Origin of the sequence: Pelagovum pacificum, assembly GCF_016134045.1 — a bacterium.
Lineage (GTDB): Bacteria > Pseudomonadota > Alphaproteobacteria > Rhodobacterales > Rhodobacteraceae > Oceanicola > Oceanicola pacificus_A.
The window spans coordinates 1,078,699-1,097,354 of the sequence record NZ_CP065915.1 but is presented as its reverse complement, the minus strand read 5'-3'; the positions used below and the strand labels follow the sequence as shown (position 1 = coordinate 1,097,354).

Annotated in this window: 13 protein-coding genes and 1 tRNA gene; 7 read left to right on the top strand and 7 right to left on the bottom strand. The window is 65.1% G+C overall.

What is annotated here, in order from left to right:
• Positions 1–223 precede the first annotated feature (223 nt).
• Positions 224–8,941: a right-handed parallel beta-helix repeat-containing protein gene (locus I8N54_RS05510; protein ID WP_140193521.1), complete on the bottom strand. Its 8,718-nt coding sequence runs from the start codon at positions 8,939–8,941 to the stop codon at positions 224–226.
• Between the two features lie 577 nt (positions 8,942–9,518).
• Between I8N54_RS05510 and I8N54_RS05505 the strand changes: the two genes are divergently transcribed.
• Complete coding sequence (locus tag I8N54_RS05505) at positions 9,519–10,214, top strand: hypothetical protein (RefSeq protein WP_140193522.1); 696 nt, start codon at positions 9,519–9,521, stop codon at positions 10,212–10,214.
• Between the two features lie 61 nt (positions 10,215–10,275).
• Here the strand turns inward: I8N54_RS05505 and I8N54_RS05500 are convergent, their stop codons facing one another.
• Positions 10,276–11,133: a DUF4339 domain-containing protein gene (locus I8N54_RS05500; protein WP_140193523.1), complete on the bottom strand. Its 858-nt coding sequence runs from the start codon at positions 11,131–11,133 to the stop codon at positions 10,276–10,278.
• A gap of 21 nt (positions 11,134–11,154) precedes the next feature.
• A complete protein-coding gene (locus I8N54_RS05495; RefSeq protein ID WP_140193524.1) occupies positions 11,155–12,459 on the bottom strand; it encodes a GYF domain-containing protein in 1,305 nt (434 codons plus the stop codon).
• Positions 12,460–12,677: 218 nt separating this feature from the next.
• Between I8N54_RS05495 and hisB the strand changes: the two genes are divergently transcribed.
• Positions 12,678–13,265, top strand: a complete 588-nt coding sequence (gene hisB / locus I8N54_RS05490; RefSeq protein ID WP_140193525.1) for an imidazoleglycerol-phosphate dehydratase HisB — start codon at positions 12,678–12,680, stop codon at positions 13,263–13,265.
• Positions 13,262–13,900, top strand: coding sequence for an imidazole glycerol phosphate synthase subunit HisH (hisH, locus tag I8N54_RS05485; RefSeq protein WP_140193526.1), 639 nt, complete (start codon positions 13,262–13,264; stop codon positions 13,898–13,900). The genes hisB and hisH overlap by 4 nt, the downstream gene beginning before the upstream one ends.
• Before the next feature lie 177 nt (positions 13,901–14,077).
• Here the strand turns inward: hisH and I8N54_RS05480 are convergent, their stop codons facing one another.
• On the bottom strand, positions 14,078–14,629 hold the full coding sequence (locus tag I8N54_RS05480) for a TetR/AcrR family transcriptional regulator (RefSeq protein ID WP_197097492.1): 552 nt from the start codon (positions 14,627–14,629) through the stop codon (positions 14,078–14,080).
• 189 nt (positions 14,630–14,818) lie between these two features.
• Between I8N54_RS05480 and hisA the strand changes: the two genes are divergently transcribed.
• Genes hisA through I8N54_RS05465 form a run of 3 tightly spaced genes read left to right on the top strand, consistent with a single transcriptional unit; the run spans position 14,819 to position 16,607 of the window.
• Entirely contained in the window at positions 14,819–15,541 is a 723-nt protein-coding gene (hisA, locus tag I8N54_RS05475) for a 1-(5-phosphoribosyl)-5-[(5-phosphoribosylamino)methylideneamino]imidazole-4-carboxamide isomerase (RefSeq protein ID WP_140193528.1), read from the top strand.
• A complete protein-coding gene (gene hisF, locus I8N54_RS05470; RefSeq protein ID WP_140193529.1) occupies positions 15,541–16,302 on the top strand; it encodes an imidazole glycerol phosphate synthase subunit HisF in 762 nt (253 codons plus the stop codon). The genes hisA and hisF overlap by 1 nt, the downstream gene beginning before the upstream one ends.
• The gene (locus tag I8N54_RS05465) at positions 16,299–16,607 is read left to right on the top strand and encodes a phosphoribosyl-ATP diphosphatase (RefSeq protein WP_140193530.1); all 309 of its coding nucleotides are present in this window, start codon (positions 16,299–16,301) and stop codon (positions 16,605–16,607) included. The genes hisF and I8N54_RS05465 overlap by 4 nt, the downstream gene beginning before the upstream one ends.
• Positions 16,608–16,756: 149 nt before the next feature.
• Here I8N54_RS05465 and I8N54_RS05460 read toward each other — a convergent pair whose 3' ends face one another.
• The 3 genes from I8N54_RS05460 to I8N54_RS05450 form a co-directional block, all read right to left on the bottom strand.
• Positions 16,757–17,170 (bottom strand): CoA-binding protein, encoded by a 414-nt coding sequence (locus I8N54_RS05460; RefSeq protein ID WP_140193531.1) that lies wholly within the window; start codon positions 17,168–17,170, stop codon positions 16,757–16,759.
• A 226-nt stretch (positions 17,171–17,396) separates the two neighbouring features.
• Positions 17,397–17,672, bottom strand: coding sequence for a hypothetical protein (locus I8N54_RS05455; protein ID WP_140193532.1), 276 nt, complete (start codon positions 17,670–17,672; stop codon positions 17,397–17,399).
• 8 nt (positions 17,673–17,680) lie between these two features.
• Complete coding sequence (locus tag I8N54_RS05450) at positions 17,681–18,460, bottom strand: TrmH family RNA methyltransferase (protein ID WP_140193533.1); 780 nt, start codon at positions 18,458–18,460, stop codon at positions 17,681–17,683.
• Positions 18,461–18,565: 105 nt separating this feature from the next.
• Between I8N54_RS05450 and I8N54_RS05445 the strand changes: the two genes are divergently transcribed.
• Positions 18,566–18,649: transfer RNA gene (locus I8N54_RS05445), tRNA-Tyr, on the top strand.
• Positions 18,650–18,656 lie beyond the last annotated feature (7 nt).

Below are 18,656 nucleotides of genomic sequence, written 5' to 3'. Positions count from 1 at the left end.
GACAGGTGAACGGGCCTCGACACTCATGGCTGCGTGGGCAGCCCTGAGTGCCCGGACGGCCCCGTGTGCCCAATTGCTCACCTTCGCCTGTCGCGGCCGCTCTCCGTGGCGCTGTGGCGCTCTCCGCGAGTTGCCGAGCCTCAATGCACTGCGCCAAATGAAAAGCGGCGCCTCGAGAGAGACGCCGCTTTCCTGCTTGCTGCTGGAGCGAGTGCTGGACCCTTTAGAACAGTCCCGTGTTGAACAGGTCGGCGACCACGTCGTCCACGGCACCGAGGTTCAGTTCGGTGCCGAGCTCGTCCTCACTCGGCAGCCAAGTGTAGAACGATCCGTCATTCCGCTGGAACAGAAGCTCGTCCATGCCGTCACCGTTGTAGTCCCCGATCGCCATCAACTCGTTGGCAGTGGTGAGTTCGAAGGTCTGACCCGCGGCGACATCCTGGAAGATGAAGGTTCCGCCATCGTCGAGCAGCACATCATCTGCACCATCGCCGTTGAAGTCGCCGACACCAGCCACATCACGGAACTTCGCACCATCCAGCTTGCCTTGGGCGGCACCGTTCGTGCCATCGATGAAGAACTTCACGCCCTTCCCGTTGACCATCAGTGCTTCCTCGACCCCGTTTCCGTCGAAGTCACCGACCCCGAGCAGATCGAAGTTCTTCCGCCCGATAAACTCGTTGGCACCCGTCGGACCATCTCCGAAGGAGAAGCGGCCTTCGTTCGGTGCGCGGAGCAGGATGTCATCCGCTCCGTCACCGTTGAAGTCACCGACGGCAGCCAGCGTGCTCAGAGGCATGTTGTAGCGGATCGTGTCAGAGGTGTCGCCGGACAGCGCATAGGTGCCGCCGGTGTTGGCGTTGGCGAAGATGATCTCGTCCAAGCCGTCACCATTGACGTCCCCGACGCCGACGCTTTCGTTGCCGCCACCGATCCGGTTCCGGCTGGAGCCATCGTCCCAGTAGGTCGTGCCGTTGGCATCGACGAGGATCGGGCTGTCCGATCCGGCGCCGAAGTTTCCGGCTCCGACCGCGGTGTGCGGAGCAACTCCCAAGTTGTCGATCGAATTCCCGGATTGGCCACTGAGCAACTCATGAGAGCCATTCGCACGGATCACGAAAACATCGCTGGCGAGGTCTCCGTCGAAGTCGAAGCTGCCATCGGGCTCGGCCGGGGAGAACTCAATTGTCCGGTCTTTGAACTCGAGGAACTCGATGCCGGTGAAGCTGTCGGTCCCCTCCGTTCCCTTCAGGTCTTCGATCATGCCGTTGACGAAGTCGATCAGGTAGTCCGAACGGTCACCGGACATCACCAGTGTATCACCGGAGCCCGCGCCGCCGTCGATCTCGTCGTCGCCGTCGCCGGCCACGATCCGGTCATTGCCGGAGCCACCGACGATCGAGTCCGAGCCACCTCCGCCGGACAGGATGTCGTTGCCGATCCCGCCGTCGATGGTGTTGGCGTTTCCGTCACCCGTGAGCTGGTCGTCGGCGAGACCACCGACCAGGTTCTGGATGTTGGTCAGGCTGTCGACACCGACATCCGAGCCGCCAGCCGTCCCGAAGCCGAGATCGGCGATAACGCGATTGGTAGACCCGGAAGCGTCGTAAGTGTTCGAGCCGCCGGCACCATTGATCGAGTCCGACCCGAGCGTTGCGAAAAACACGTTGTCCCCGCTGTCGCCGGTAAGCGTGTCGTCACCCTGTCCACCCTCGAGGTTCTCGAAGCCGGAGAGGAAGTCCGCGCCGATACCCGCCCCGATGGCGAAGGAGTTCAACACCACCTGCAGACCCGCGGTATCGTTCGCGTAGCTGATGGTGTCGGTGCCCGTTCCGCCCCGGAGGTCGTCGTCCCCGGACGCCCCGATCACGACGTCGTTGCCGGCGCCCGCATCGATGGTGTTGTCGGCTGAGTTGCCGGTGATCGTGTCATCGCCAGCGCCCGACAGGAAGCGTTCGATCGAAGCGAGCGAGGTGGACGCGTCGGTTCCAACTTCCAGCGTTCCGGCGGACAGATCGGCGACGATGTCGTCGGTCTCGGCCGTCGCATCCACAGTGTCGACGTCATCGCCGCCATCGTAGCTGTCGCCGCCAGGACCGTAGACGAACAGGTCCTCCCCGCCGTAGCCGCTGAACTGATCCTGACCGGAGGTTCCGAAGCCGCTGAAGTCGTCAGCCTCCCCGGTGCCCCGCAGCTGCACGCCCTTGCCGGTCGTGTAGGTGTTGCCAGACAAGTCGACGGTCGCGTCGATCGGATCGAACCCGTCGGGGAGCGGTCCGAAGCCCGGTCCGGTGACAAAGATCGAGTCGCTGTTCACCGCCGCCGCCGTGATCGTGTTGCCGGTCACGGTCAGCCCCGCTCCCGGAGCGGTCCCGTCGCCGGTCACGATGCCCACGATCCCCGCGATCAGCGTGTTGCCGGTGATCGACAGGCTGTCGGCACCGCTGGCGAAGATCGCCGGGTTGCCGAGGCTCGGAGCGCCGCTGGCACCAGACCGATCGACGAGACTGCCCTCGACGCTGTTGCCTTCACCTTCAATCATCACGGCGTACGGCGTGGTACCGTCGTCGCTGCCTTCGATGAAGACGGAGTTGCTGACGGTGCCTCCCTCACCCCGCAGCATCACCACGCCTTGGCCGCCGCTGGCTCCCGAGGCGTTGATGTCGAAGAAGAGGCCGTCGAGCGTGACATTGTCGGCGGTCACGGTGACCTGACCTTCGATCGCGCTTTCGCCGGTCCCGCGGGACCCGTCGGTACCCGCCACACCGGTGAGCGCACCGAGGATCGTCAGCTCCTTGTCCACGAGGACATCCTCGCTGAACACGGTGTCGGCCAGCAGGACCTTTTCACCGATACCACCGGTGGCGGCATCGATCGCGGCCTGGATGGTCGCGAAGGTGCCGATGATCACACCGGCAGAGGACACCAGCTGGACCGGGTCGGCGACGCTGAGCACGGTGTCATCTCCGGGCGTTCCGGCGGTGCCGTTCTGGAAGACCAGCCGCTCGATGCCGAACAGCGTATCCGTCCCGTCGTCGCCGTCCGCGAGGACATCGATATCCTCCACCGACGTAAAGCCGTCGACGAACCCGTTGCCGAGCGTCGTCACGGAGATGTCGTAGCCGGAGATACCGCCTGCAAGGACCACGGTGTCGATGTCGTCCCCGCCGGTGAGGACGTCGTCGCCCGCACCGCCTTCGAGAACGTCATCCCCCGCGCCACCGTCGAGGTTGTTCGCCCCGTCGTTGCCGGTGATCGCGTTACCGTCGGCATTGCCGGTGACCGCGATGTCGGACGCGCCGTCAAGCTCGATGTCCGAGGCAGCGCCGAGCGTCAGCGAAATCCCGGTCGCGCCGGCTCCCGCCGAAACGGTGAGCCCTTCAGGATCGACCGTGATCGCGCCTTCGCCGGAGAAGTCACCATCACTCGCCACGACCGTCGTGCCATCCTGGCTCGCTGCGATGGCGCCCGACAGGCTGCCGAAGTAGCCGAAGCCTCCGTCTTCGGGCTGTCCCGAAGCGTCGAGGTCCCACGTCGTCGCGGTGTTGCCGGTGCTCGCCAGCACGGCTTCGTCGACGATGCCCAGCTCTTCCAGCGATTCCTCGACCGCGATCGCCGGCCCTTCGGAGGGCGTCGGCAGGTCGGGGCCGATGTCGGTGAAGCTGGTGATCGTCTCGGAGATGCTGACCGATCCGTCCGCGGAGACCACCACGATCCCCTTGGCGAGGCCGGAGTAGCTGTTGCCGGTGACGCTCAGACCTTGCGCCAGAAGGGAGCCGCCGATGACGAGGCCGGCTTCGTCAGTCGCATCACCGTCGAAGCTGAAGCTGTTGCCGCTGAACTCCGTCCCTGTGGACGTGCCGTCGACCTTGCTTTCGGCATCGTTGAAGCTGTTGCCGCTGACGACGGAACTGACCACCCCCGACAGCTGGATGCCGGCGTCTTCGAAGGCGTTGTTGCTGATCGTCAGAGTGGACGACGCGCTGAAGGCGACGCTGTCTCCCGAGACATTCTCGAAAGTGCTATTCGAGATGCCTATGCCCGCGACGGTAGCACCGCTGATGCCCACGGTGGACGATTGCGACAACGAACCATCGATCGCGATGCCGTCGAACTGGACATTGTAGGCCGTCACGACCGCGCCTGCGAGGACCGATCCCGGGCCGCGGCCCTCGTCATCCCCCGCCAGTCCGGCGTTGGCGCCAACGAAGTTCAGCGTCTTGTTGACCGTGAGCAGTTCGTCGAACGTGCCCGGTCCGATGACAATCGTGTCGCCGGTCTCGGCCGCGTCGATGGCCGCCTGGACGGACATGCCCTCGCGGACGATGAAGGTCGAGAAGCCGTCGGCAGTGACCTCAAGCAACTCGACGCCGCTGAGCGTCACGGTGCGGTCGGTGTTGCCATCACCGGTATCGTCGATGCCGATGGTGTCGCCGTTCACGCCGTCGGTCGCGTCGAAGCCCGAGAAGTCGAAGGCCGCTGCGTCGTAGGCCGCACCTCCGTTGTACTTGAGCTGCGCGACGTCGGCCGTGCCGAGCCCACCGTCGGCCACGTCGTCGCCGCCTGCGGTGAGGTCGAGCACGTCGTCGCCCCGGCCGCCGTCCAGCACGTCGTCGCCCTCTCCGCCGGTCACCGTGTCGTCGCCGTCGCCACCGCTGATGACGTCGTTTCCGGCGCCGCCGTTCAGCTCGTCAGCGGCATCGGTGCCGATCACGAGGTCCGCACCGTCCGTCGCGGTGAAGGAGAGCGACGCATCGTTGGCTCCGCCGTACAGCTCGACGTTGTAACCGTTGAGCGTTCCCTCCCCAGTGTTGGACAGGAACTCGGACACCATGTCGATGAACGTGTTGCCCGAGACCGTCGGGTTGTCGACGTTGTCGGACAGCGTGATGCCGGTGAGCGCCCCTTCGATCGTGTTGCCGGTGATGACGAGGTCGTCCGCCTCGCCCGCCGAGAAGTTGATCGCGTTGAAGTTGGCGGGGATCGCCGCACCGGTGCCGTCCACCGGGCCAGTGATAGTGTTGCCCGTCACCTGAACGCCGTCGCCGGCGTCGAAGCCGAGGATACCGACCGGCGCGTAGTCACCCCGCGCGAAGCCGATCTCGGAGATGGTGTTGCCGGAGATGGTCCCCGTGGCACCAAAGACGAGCACGATGCCGTTTTGCGCGATGGCGTTCGATGCCGGCAGGAAGCCTGATCCTTCGATCGTGTTGCCCGTGACGTTGACGGTCAGTCCTTCGCCACGCAGGTCGATGCCGTTCTTCTGGAAGTCGACGATGGTGTTGTTGCTGACCTCGACTGTCCTCGAGCCGCCATCGGTATTATTGGCGTAGATTGCCCGACCGAGCTGGGTGCCAGCCGGCGTATCGTCACCTTGAAGCGGCGCGCGGATGCCGGTCACGGTGGAGTTCGTCACCGTGCCCGAGGCGTTGCCGAAGTAGACACCGTCGAACTGGTTGGACGAGCCGAGGCCGCGCCCGTCGATGACGAGGTCGTCGAGCGTCGCCTCACCGTTCTCGATGGTGAAGACGGCCTCGCGGTTGTTGCCCGTCGTGGCATTGGTCGTGGCCGGGTTGTCGACCATCTCCACCGTCGCGCCATTGCCGTCGATGACCAGACCTTCCAGCCCGTCGATGACGACCTGCTCGCGGTAGGTGGCCGATCCGTCGAGCTCGATCCGGAAGTTGTCGCTGGCGGCATCAACCGCGTCCTGGATCGTGTCGAACGTACCGACAAGGTCTCCGGAGTCGTTGAACAGTTGGACCGACTGGGTCAGGTCGAGCGTCAGATCGTTCTCGGACAGCCCATCGTTGCCCCAGAAGGTGACACGCTCGACACCGGTCAGCGTATCCGTGCCTTCGTCTCCGGCGAGCGACGGGTCCGTGTCGGTAACGGTGTCGAACGAGGTGACACGGCCGTCCGCATCCGTGGAGACGCCAAGGTCGTAGCTGCTGAGGTCGGATGCGTAGATCGCCGTATCCGTGCCCTCGCCCCCGTCGATGGAGTCGTTCCCGGCAGCCGCGTAGACCACGTCATCTCCAGCGCCCATCGCCACGGTGTCGTCACCGCTATCGGCGTGACCGTCGAAGAAGCTGTCGGCGCCGTCGCTGCCCGTGACGCTGTCCGGCGCTGAATAGCCGCCGACGAAAACGCCCGGATTCGGGTTCAGACCGAAGTTGCCGGCCACGACCGACGGATCGACAGTGATGCCGGAGACGTCGATGTTGACGGTTCCGTCCGCCGGATTCGCGCTACCGTTACCGGTTTCGGTTTCGAAGTAGGTCGCCGTCCAGCCAAAGGTGGAGGCACTCTCGGCGCCGATGACCACGTCGGTCAGGCTCAGGCCGCCGAAGTCGTTGTACCCTTGGAAGAGGATCCCGTCCTTCGCGTAGTCGCCGTTCACGGTGACGTCGTCGAAGATCACCGTACCGATCGGGTTGTTCGAGAACTCCAGGTTCTTGTCGGAGTCATCGACGAAGCCCGACACCTGGATGCCGCGGTCGGCGGTTCCGCTTCCGGTCCCCTCGACAGCCACGCCGGAGAAGCTGGCATCGCCGGTGAACTCGAAGAGCAGGATGTCGCCGCCACCACCGCTCGACGTGCTGTGGCCGTTCGCCGTGAAGGTCGAGCTCGTGACCGTCACGTCGAGGTCGCTACCGCCGCCGTTCACGTAGAGACCGTTCCGAGCAAAGCCGTTGCCGTCGATGTCCGTCGCGTTGGAGACGCCGGAAATCACCAGCGAGCCCTGAAGGCTGTCACCGAAGTCGCTGTTCAGCAGGATGCCGTAGTTGCCGGCAGCCGACAGGGTCGGGTCGAGCACCAGCCCGCCGATGCTCGCCATGTCGGTCGCGCCGTCAACAGCGGTTTCGTCCACAGTGACGCCAGCGACAGTGACATACTCGCCGCTCATCGCCTGAATGGCGACGGATTTGTTCAGGTTGATCAGCTCGTCATAGACACCGCCGGCGACGAGGATGGTGTCCCCGTCATTGGCGGCGTCGATGGCGTCTTGGATCGTGTCGTAGCCTCCTGCGCCGACGATACGGACGGTGTCACCGCCGTCGAAGCTCAGGATCTCGACCTGCCCGACGAAGTCGTCGCCGTCGGGACCGGACACGGACAGGCCCGGGATGCTGCCGAAGCCGATGTCGGTCGGGGACGAGGAAATCGTGTAGTCGGTCAGGTTGCCCGAGAAGAGCGCCGTGTCGACATCGCTGTCGGGTGTGCCGTCGCGCGTATCGCCGAGGATGATGTCGTCTCCGCCGTTCCCGCGCAGGGTATCGTCGCCTCCGAAGCCGCGCACGAGGTTCGCCTCGTCACCGCCGGTGAGCGTGTTCTCGGTCGCATCGCCTTGCAGGGCGACCTGGTCACCGTTCACGACCAGCGACGGGAAGCTGACGTTGGTGAAGCTCGCCCCGTTCGCGGGATTGGTGTTCGTCAGGTCGACGTCACCGCCCACGCCGTCGATGTTCAGCGCGACGTCATAGCCGGTGGAGTCGGCGCTGATCGTGACGTCGTTCATCGAAAGACCGTCGATGTCGTCGTAGTTGAAGAAACCGACGGGCTGACGGCTGTGGCTGCCGTTCACTTCGACGTTGTCCATGACCACGTTGCCGAGGCTGCCAGTATCGCCCCGGAACTGGATCCCCGTCTGGGAGCCGGAGTGAGTCGCCGGACCTTCGGCCGGGAACGGCTCGCCGACGCCATCGCCGGTGATCGTGACGTTCTGGATCAGCGCGTCGCCGTTGTACTGGAAGAAGATCAGGGCGCCGTCGCCGCCGGACGTGCCACCACCGTTGGCGTTGAACGTGGAGTTCAGGACGTGAACGTCGGAAATGCCGTTCTCGCGAACTTCGATCGCGTTGGACCCCGACTCGTTGATCGAACTATTCTCGACTTCGAGCGTGCCGAGGACAGTCGATGCCGTGCTGCGGATACCGCTCGACGAGGCGTTGTTGATGGTCAGGCCGTCGAAGGACACGGTCGCGGTTGCGCCGATGGCGCCAAGCGTGAAGCCGGCCCCGCCCGTGGCGTCGATCACCGTCGCCGCGCCCTGCCCGACAAAGCTCAGTTCCTTGTCGACATCGACGCCGCCGGCGTACGTGCCGGCCCGAATGAAGATCGTGTCGCCCGCGCTGGCCGCGTCGACCGCCTCCTGGATTGTGGCGAAGCCGCCATCGCCGACGATCAGAACGGTCGCGTCCGAAAACTCGAGCAGTTCGACAGCCGCGAGGTCGACACCGTCCGGTCCCTGCACCTGCACTCCGTCGACCGTATCGGTGAGAGTGTAGGAGGAGAAGGTTCCGCCTTCAAAAACAGCGGTATCCGTGCCTTCTCCACCGATCAGGCTGTCGGCGCCGTCGCCGCCCACGAGCCGGTCGTCGCCGTCGCCGCCGGACAGCGTGTTGCCGTCCGCGGAGCCGGTCAGCGTGTCGTTGCCCGAGCCGCCCGTGGCATTCTCGAATCCGGAGATCGTGGAGTTCACCCCGCTGCCCGTCGCCGTTCCCGCTGCGAGGTCGATATCGAGGTCTTGGCTCAACAGACTGCCATCGACGGTATCGATACCGCCGACTGCGCCGGAGCCGTCTCCGGAAAGTTGGTCACCGCCGCCCAGGCTGGAGCCCGAGAGGAACATCGTGTTCGAATCGGCATTGCCCGAGATGACGTCGTCACCGGCGGATCCGATGACATTCTCGATGCTCACCAGCGAGTCGAACCCGGTCTCTGCACCACCGAACGCGGTGCCGTTCTCGAGGTTCACGAAGACCCCGCTCGTATTACCCGAATAATCGACCGTATCGGAGCCGCCTTGGCCGTTGATCGTATCGTTGCCGCCCGACGCGATTACGACATCATCGTTATCGGTCGTGCCGACAGGGCTAAAGTTTTCGTCAATAGAATCCGCACCGGGCGTACCCGTTACCGTGTTACCAGCTGCCATTAAATTATCCCCCGGTATTCTGCCGCAAAAGCAAACAAGCGGCTTCCGATTACTCCCCGCAGCCCCAGCTGACCGCGTCGTGCCAGATGGTTGTCGACAGCGACCAATTCGTCAACAAATATTGCCCTATTAAAGACATATTCGTATTAATTGTTTATTTTCAGATATTTAGATGCACCAAATCTGGCGGAAGTTGGGCAGTTGACTCATGACTGACAAACAAAATTTGCTTAAAGGCCATTGGTTAGCCAAAAGTTGATTCAAGCATTCAACTCCAATATCCACGTAAATCCACCTTAAAGGTGAAATCATCGCAAGACTGAATTGTTCAGCGAGTCAGGACTCGAAAGGTGAATACGAATTTTGGTAATCTCATGCGTGAAATATCAAAAGAATTTTCAAAATCTTCTTGCAATACGAGCAGATAGGGGGAAGTCTAGGTGACCTAAGGGCAGCAGGGGGCTGCCCTTAGGGATTGTTTAGTAGACGTTTAAGAGATCGGTCACGTTTGGGTGGAATATGTCGCGAAGCAAATGTTTGCGGCGCTGGCCCCTGGGACTGACGGGGGGAAGCAAAGTTGCGCGATACCACGAAGGAATTCGGCTACCGTTTGAGGCTGGCAGTGGAGAGTCATCCCGATTCTCCGGAGATGGTTCAGGGACGTCAGAAATGGCTCAAGAACCGGCTGCTCGAGGAAGCGCGGGTCGACGTCTCATCCAACACGATCAATAAATGGTACAGGGGTCTGGCGCGTCCGCGCTATGGAAAGCTGCATGCCATCGCGGAATTGCTTCAGGTCGATGAATCCTGGCTCGCGCTCGGCAGACGCCCGCTGGACAATCAGACGGACCTGCCGGCCGACGCCGGATCGGCCTCCGGTCCGGTACTTCTGCTCGCAGGGATGATCGAGTTGCTGGGCGGCAAGGTCACCTTCCCCAAGCCCGGCGAGGGACGCCCGCACATCTACGCCAACCTCGGCGACAGTCACGGCGGCATCGTCATCTGCAACTCCATGGGACGCGACGACGAGACGAGCTTCATCGTCGCCGAACCGGTCGGCGACAACCGCATCATCGGCCTGATCGAAGTCGACGAGGCCGCCACGGGAACCGCTTCCTACAGTCTGTTCGACCTCACTGACCTACCTCGTCAGCGATTCGGCGGATTCTCGGCGGTCGGCTTCAAGCGCATGGCCGATGGTCATATCCAGATCATTGGCCATGACGAGCCGGTCCCGCCGGTCCGGAAACTCAACAGCCTGTTGTCGAACTGACCGCTTCGGACGGGTCCGCATCGAAGAGGCGCTGCGCCGGCCGCAGCGCCTCCCTTTCCGACTACTCCACCCGCGTAATGGTCCCCATCGACTCCGGGTCGCGCATCGTGTCGGCGTCCAGGAACTCGAGCGTTACGGTTTCCTGCATCGGTCCGGTTTCGGGCGGGAGTCCGGGAATGGTCACCTCGATCTCGCCGTCGATTGCAAGGTCGAACGCTTCGCCCGACGTCGGCGTGATCGTGTAGCTCCCCGTCAGGGACATCGGCAGCTCAAGCGGCATACCCTGCATGTCCAGCTCGATCGTGCCCTCGGCGGAAACGTTTCCATCCGCGCCATACGTCGTCGTCAGCTTGCCGAGGCCGAAGCCGACGCCGGGGATCGGCACCGGGGATTCCTCGTACCACGCGCCGACGATCGCGGTCGCGGGGTCGATCGCGCCCGACTCCGCCGTCTCGCTCTCATCGGTGGTGACCTCGAGCGACTCGTCGATCTCTTCGGCCATCTCCTCCATCTCGTCGACCATCCCTTCGGTGGTCTCCTCCGTGTCGGCCATCCCCTCGGCGGGCTCTGCCGCGTCAGCCATGCCTTCGGCAGTCTCCTCCGTTTCGGCCGTGTCCGCGTCGAACAGGAAGGCAAGGTCCTCGACCTCGCCCGCCGGGGTCCAGTCGGTCATGCCCTCCATCCAGGCCAGCGTCTCGGCGGTCAGCGCGCCCTCGTCTGCCTTGGCAGTCAGCGCCTCCCGGTCGTAGGGGCCGCCCGGTGTGCCGCCCTCGTCGATGAAGGCCGAGACCGCCGGCAGCGGCGGCGGGGTCGGCAACGGCGGCGGCGTGACCGGCAGCGGCGGTGGTGTCTGCGCCACCACGCCAGTGGCGCCGAGCAGGCCGGCGATCAGGCAAGTGCTTGTAAAGAAACGTCTCATAGTCTCACTCCCTTGAAAAACTCACTTCGCGACAATGCCCTCGACCTGCGCGGCGGGCGTCCAGTCGGCCATGCCATCGGACCAGATCAGCGTGTCCGGACCGAGCGTGCCAAGCGCGGCGCGCAGGTCGGTCAGCGTGACCGGACCGATCGGCTCTCCGGCCTCGGCATAGAAGTAGATCGCCGCCTCGGCGGGCGGCAGGTCGGGGGGCGTCGAGGTCTCTTCGGTCGAAGCATCGTCGGTGTCGGTCGCGCCCTCTTCCGTCAGACCCGCCTCGTAGGCATCGAGTTGCTCGAGCATGTCGGCCGCCGGTTCGTCCCCGCCCGCCGCGGCCTGCGAGAGCCAGTCGCGCGCCGCGACGAGGTCGGCCTCCACGCCGGTGCCGTTCGCCAGAAGCTCGCCCGTCTTGCGCATCGCGACGATGTTGCCCTGCTCTGCAGCGGCGAGGAACCAGCGGTAGGCTTCCGCCGGATCGGCCTCCGTCCCCGTGCCGTTCAGCAATGCGAAACCATAGTTCGACTGCGAGACGGCGAGACCCGCTTCGGCGCCGCGGCGATACCATTCGGTGCCCGCCGCCGCATCCTGCACCCCGAAATCGGGGGTGCCATAGGCGACGCCGAGCGCATTCATGGCGAGGGCGTCGCCGCTTTCGGCGGCGGTCGTCAGCATCTGGAGGCCGGTCGGGATGTCCGCTTCCCCACCCTCTCCGTAGAGCAGCAACCCGCCATAGAGCCGCATCGCGATCAGGTTGCCCTGTTCGGCGGACAGCCCGGCGTAGTCGCGGGCCTGCGCTTCATCCTGCGCGACGCCCCATTTGCCGGTGTTGTAGGCGAAGGCAAGGTTGGCCTGCGCATACTGGTTTCCGCCCTCCGCCGCGGCCGTCATCAACTCGATCCCGCGGGCGTAATCCTGTTCAACACCGCCCTCGCCCTCAACGTAGAGCAGGCCAAGGTCATTCATCGCGTCGATGTCACCGTCATCCACGGCGGCCTGAAGGACCTGCGCCTCGGTCATCTCGTAGAACAGCGCGCCGTCGAGGAAGAGCTTCACGCCATCGGTGCTGTCGATCTCCGCCTCGGTGAACCCGGAGGTCTCCATCACCTCGCCGTCGATCACGACGCGGTCCTGGTAGAGTTCGAAAACGTTTCCATTCAGCCCGATCCGCGTGCCCCCGTCGACGGACGTGACGGATTGAGAGCCGCCGCCGGTGATCGTGACGGTGACGCCGTCGACGGTCATGGAGCTGGACTGGGCGCTGACGGGTGCGGCGAGAAATAGCGCCGTCGCGAGCGCCGCGGCGCTCCCAAGCAAGTTCGGTCTGGACATGGTTCCCCCGGAAAGGCGTGGGCCCGTGTCCACTGACGAACACCAATTCGGACCCGGTCATTTGTTTGAAACTGGACTTCGAATCGATAGTGCTCTGACTATACCGCCGTCTCCGGACGCAACCTAATGTCCTTTACACACTAAGATTTTTCGTTATTCGCGGGCATCTTTCCTAACCCCTCCGCGCTGCCTATAAGGGCCGCGGGAAAGGCAGGGCCATGAGACGCGCGACAGTTACCAGACAGACGTCCGAAACCGGCATCTCGGTCGAGATCGACCTCGACGGGACCGGCACTTATGACAACCAGACCGGTGTCGGGTTCTTCGATCACATGCTCGACCAGCTGTCGCGGCATTCGCTGATCGACATGAAGGTGCGCTGCGACGGCGATCTGCATATCGACGACCACCACACGGTCGAGGATGTGGGCATCGCGCTCGGCAAGGCCCTGACAGAGGCGCTCGGTGACAAGCGCGGCATCCGCCGGTACGGCGATTGCGCGCTCGCGATGGATGATGCGCAAGTGCGTGCCGCCCTCGACCTGTCCGGGCGACCGTTCCTGATCTTCACGCTCGAATTCGTCTCCCCCAAGATCGGCACCTTCGATACGGAGCTGGTGCGGGAGTTCTTCCAGGCGCTGTCGACTCATGGCGGCATCACGCTGCACATCGATCAGGTTCACGGGCTGAACAGCCACCACGTTGCGGAAGCCGCGTTCAAGGCAGTCGCCCGCGCCCTGCGCGTCGCGGTCGAGCCCGACCCGCGCAAGGCCGACGAGATCCCCTCGACCAAGGGCGCGCTGTGACCACCGCGATCATCGATTATGAAAGCGGCAACCTGCACTCCGCGCAGAAGGCGTTCGAACGTATGGCGGCGGAGACAGGTGGCGGCCGCGTCATCGTCACGTCCGATCCCGACGAGGTCCGTCGCGCAGAGCGTATCGTGCTGCCCGGCGACGGCGCCTTTCCCGCCTGCCGCAACGCGCTGTTCTCACGCCGCGGCCTGTCCGAGGCGATCATCGAGCGGGTCGAGACCGACGGCCGCCCTTTCCTCGGCATCTGCGTCGGGATGCAGTTGCTTGCCACGACCGGTCACGAGTTCGAGCCGGTCCCGGGCTTCGGCTGGATCCCCGGCGACGTGGAGCGGATCAGGCCCGCGGACCCGTCACTGAAAGTGCCGCACATGGGCTGGAATGACCTCGTCATCGACCGCCCGCACCCGGTTCTGGACGGCATCTCGACCGGCGATCACGCCTACTTCGTGCATTCCTTCCAGATGAACACGGTGAACGAGGCCGACCTCCTCGCCCATGTAGACTACGGTGGAGAAGTCACCGCCATCGTCGGTCGTCGCACGATCATCGGCGCGCAATTCCACCCGGAGAAAAGCCAGTCCGCCGGGCTGCGACTGATCGCGAACTTCCTGAACTGGATGCCGTAGTCAGCGCTACTTGCGAACGCTCAAAAGCACACGCGCGCCCGCACCGTTTCCGCACCGAATGCTGGTCCGGATCGACTGGCCCCGCCCCGGCAGGTCTGCAAACCGATCGCCTGCTCGGTCCCCCTGGTGGCAAGACGGTCGCCAGCGGAGCCCGTTCGGTGACCCTCCTTACCGCTCTCAGGCCACCGCAAGGGCCGGAGAAACCAGCGCATGCAACCGTTCCTCCACGTCCGCAGTGCCAAGTCCCTTGTCACGGGCCAGCCAGTCCTCGACCACGGCCAGAGCACCGGCGGCCATGAAGCGCAGCGGCTCCGGCCCCCTGCCCTGCACCGACCGCCCGATCTCGCGACTGAGCGCGGTCCTGAGCCGCACTTCGTGTCGGCGGCGCAGGCCGACCGGGCCGGCGTCCGACAGCAGGTGACGGTAGAGCGGTCGCGCGCTGCGGATGTGCCAGACGAGCCAGGTCAGCGTCACGAGCCGCCCGTGACGGTCGGGGATCGCGGCGATCTCGTCATCCGAAGCAGCGAGCTTTTCTTCCAGCATCCAGGTCAGCAGACCCTCCTTGCAGGCGAAATGGGCGTAGAAGGACGACCGGGCGAGGTCTGCGCGCTGGCAGATTTCCTGCACCGACGCCTCGGTCCAGCGGCCTTCGTCCAGAAGCGCCTCGGCCGTCTGGGCGAGTACGGTCCGTGTCCGCCGGACCCGCCGGTCCATCGTGTCCTTTGGCATCGCATCCTCCGCAATCCGCCTTGGGTTGCCCATCTCTAGCGGCGAAGGCCTTTCCACATCCTTAACGCACCGGTGGCGGTTTCCGGACGGACGTCCGTTTGGCATCGCGTGTCCGGAAACGGACAGGCCAAGTTGCATCCGGCGAGGCAGCGTGCCATCTGCTTTCGCGAACGAAAAGGAGCCCGCGAGATGATCCTTTACCCCGCCATCGACCTCAAGGACGGCCAGGCCGTCCGCCTCCTGCGCGGCGACATGGACGCCGCGACGGTCTTCAGCGACACGCCTGCCGAACAGGCGGCGCATTTCGTCGAAGCCGGGGCGGAGTGGCTGCATCTCGTCGATCTCAACGGTGCCTTCGCCGGAACGCCGGTGAATGCCGCGCCGGTCGAGGCGATCCTCGCGTCGGTCGACATCCCCGTACAACTCGGCGGCGGGATCCGCGACATGGCGACGATCGAACGCTGGCTCGATCGTGGGCTTGCGCGCGTCATCCTCGGCACCGTGGCTGTCGAGAACCCGACACTTGTCCGGGACGCGGCGAAAACGTTTCCGGGCAAGGTCGCCGTGGGACTCGACGCCAGGAACGGGCGGGTCGCGACGCGGGGCTGGGCGGAGGAGACGGAGCTTCTCGTCACCGATCTCGCCCGCCAGTTCGAGGACGCGGGCATCGCGGCGATCATCTACACCGACATCGAACGGGACGGCGCCATGGGCGGGCCGAACGTGGCCGCAACGGCAGCGCTTGCCCGGGCCGTCGACATTCCCGTCATCGCCAGCGGCGGCGTCTCCTCGCTCGACGACCTCGCCGCGCTGAAGGAAACCGGCGTGATCGCCGGCGCGATTTCGGGCCGGGCGCTGTATGACGGAGCGATCGACCTCGCCGCGGCGATGGCTCTGATGAAGGCCGCCTGATGCTGAAAACCCGGATCATCCCCTGCCTCGACGTTGCCGACGGACGCGTGGTGAAAGGCGTCAACTTTGTCGACCTGATCGACGCCGGTGACCCGGTGGAGAGCGCGCGCGCCTACGATGCCGCCGGTGCGGACGAGCTCTGCTTCCTCGACATCCATGCGACACACGAGAACCGCGGCACGATGTACGACCTTGCCACGCGCACGGCGGAGCAGTGCTTCATGCCGCTGACGATCGGCGGTGGCGTCCGGACGGTCGAGGATGTGCGCAACCTGCTGCTGGCCGGCGCGGACAAGGTCAGCTTCAACTCCGCCGCCGTGGCCAATCCGGACGTGCTGAGCGAAGCCGCAAACGTTTTCGGCGCGCAATGCATCGTCTGCGCCATCGACGCCAAAACGGTGGAGCCCGGCCGTTGGGAGATCTTCACCCACGGCGGCCGCCGCCCGACCGGCATCGACGCGGTGGAGTTCGCCGTGATGGCCGCCGAGAAGGGCGCCGGAGAGATCCTGCTGACCTCGATGGACCGGGACGGCACGAAGCAGGGCTTCAACCTGCCCCTGACGCGGGCCATCTCGGACGCGGTCGACGTGCCGGTCATCGCCAGTGGCGGCGTCGGCACGCTCGACCACCTCGTCGAAGGGGTGACGGAAGGCGGGGCCTCTGCCGTGCTCGCCGCGTCGATCTTCCACTTCGGCACCCACACGATCGCTGAGGCGAAGGCCCACATGGCCGCCGCCGGCATTCCGGTGAGGATGACATGAGCATCGCGCAATTGGCCGAGACCATTCGCGGTCGCCTGTCGTCCGATCCGGAGGAGAGCTGGACGGCCAAGCTGCTGTCCAAGGGGCCGGAGAAATGCGCCGAGAAGTTCGGTGAGGAGGCGATCGAAGCTGTGATCGAGGCCGTCAAGGGCGACCGGGAGCGGCTGACGGCGGAGGCTGCCGACGTTCTCTACCATCTCCTGGTGATGTGCGCGGCGCGGGGCGTCATGCTGTCGGACATCGAGGCGGAACTGGACAGGCGCGCGGGAACCAGCGGCCTCGAGGAGAAGGCGTCGCGCGGCTAGGTCGCGCGACACGTGTCCGATAACGGACATTGGTCTGCCCGAGACATCAAACGAACAGCGTCCGTTGCCGGACTGCTATCTGACAATGCCTGAAACGCTCATGATCGCCGGGACTTGACCCGCCCGCGGCGTCGGGCGTGAAGGGCGCTTCAGCCCATGAGGCGCGGGTACTCGATGGCGGGGCAGCGGTTCTGGATGACAGTCACGCCCTGCGCTTCGGCCTTCGCTGCCGCCTCGTCGTGGGTGATGCCGAGCTGCATCCAGACGGTGCCGAGAGACGGCCAGCGCTCAAGCGCCTCGTCGACGACTGCCGGAACGGCGTCGGAGCGACGGAAGATGTCGACCATGTCGACGTCACCCTCGATCTCGCTCAGCGACGGCTGCACGGTTTCACCCAGTGCCTCCTGCCCGGCGAGTCCGGGATTGACCGGGATCACCCGATAGCCGCGCGATTTCAGGAAGTGAGCGACCCGGTGCGAGGGTCGGTCGGGATTGGCGGAATAGCCGACAAGGGCGATGGTGCGGGTCCGTGTCAGCACATCCCGGATCAGGGCGTCGTCCATGGGGCCTCCGGCAGAAAAAGGCGCCCAAGGCACAGGGCCGAGGGCGCATGAGGTGTGGAACGAGGGACAGTGCATGACGCGGATGTTCCAGATCGCGCGTCTGCCAATGGATATGGGTGCGATATCGGACGGGTGGAGCTTTTCTCAGCAGAATGTGAACGCTGCGGAGAGGGTCCGGGTGGGCGGGTGCCGCCCGAAGGGCGCAGTCGCACGCACGGCGCGGGCATCAGTCGAAGATGTCCTCGATGAGGTCGAACAGCCCAGAGACGGCGCGACGCTTGAACGACTTCTTCTGCTTCCGCTTCTTCGGCATTTCCTTGCGGTCGTGCCCGCCCGGGACCGGCTTGTGATGCACCTCTCGCCGCTCGGGCGTCGCCTTCAGGCGCTTCATGTCGTGCAGAGGGGCGCCGCAGCCCGCACAACTCAACTCGTGCCGACCCCGGTCGAGGACCAGCGCGGCGCGGGTGCCGCAATAGCAGCAAGTGGCGATCTTCGTCTCCATCGACCCTCTCAGAGGTTACGGGACGCATATAGGGAGACTGCCGCCGCATTCGAGACGTTGAGCGAGCCAAAGCTGCCCGCCGCGCCGATCCGCACCAGCAGATCGCAGGTCTGGCGGGTCTTGTCGCGCAGACCCGGCCCCTCGGCGCCGAGCACCAGCGCGATCGGGCGGTCGCCCTGCCCGGCCAGCGCCGGACCGATGTCCTGCTCCGCCTCGCCGGCGAGACCGGCCAGCAGGTAGCCCATGTCACGCAACTGCTCCATGGCGTTCGACAGGTTGCCGACGCGCAGGTAGGGCTGCCGCTCCAGCGCGCCGCTGGCGGACTTGGCGAGCGCCCCGGTCTCCGGCGCGGCGTGGCGCTGGACGCCGATCACGGCGAGCGCGCCGAACACCTCGGCCGAGCGCAGGATGGCGCCGACGTTGTGGGGATCGCTCACCCGGTCGAGCAGCAGCACGCGGGCCGGCAGATCGGTCGCCGGAACACAGACGTCCGAAATCGGACCCCAGTCCAGCGGCCGCACCTCGAGCGCGGCCCCCTGATGGACGGAGCCTTTGTCGATCGGAGCGGAGAACTTGCGCGGATCCTCAATCTCGGGTTCGAGCCCGGAGGCCGCCACCGCGTCGCCCAGCCGGTCGAGCGCGTTCTTGGTGACCAGCAGCCGACGCTTGTCGCGGCGCGGATTCTCGAGCGCATCGCGCACCGCATGCAGGCCGAACAACCAGATGGTTTCGGATGCCGCCGCGCGTTTGGAGCGCTCCTTGTCGATGACCCAGGACGGTTTCTTCATACCCTCTCATGCGACGGCGCGCAGCCGGGTGCAAGTCGCGCGAAATCGGTGCGCAAAATCGGGTTGACGCCCGCGAGGGGCAAAGCTATCGGTGCGCCCCACGATGGGCGACGTGCTGCAAGGTGCGGCAGCGGACTGTAACTCCGCCGGGGAGACCCACGCCTGGTTCGATTCCAGGGTCGCCCACCATCCCCCC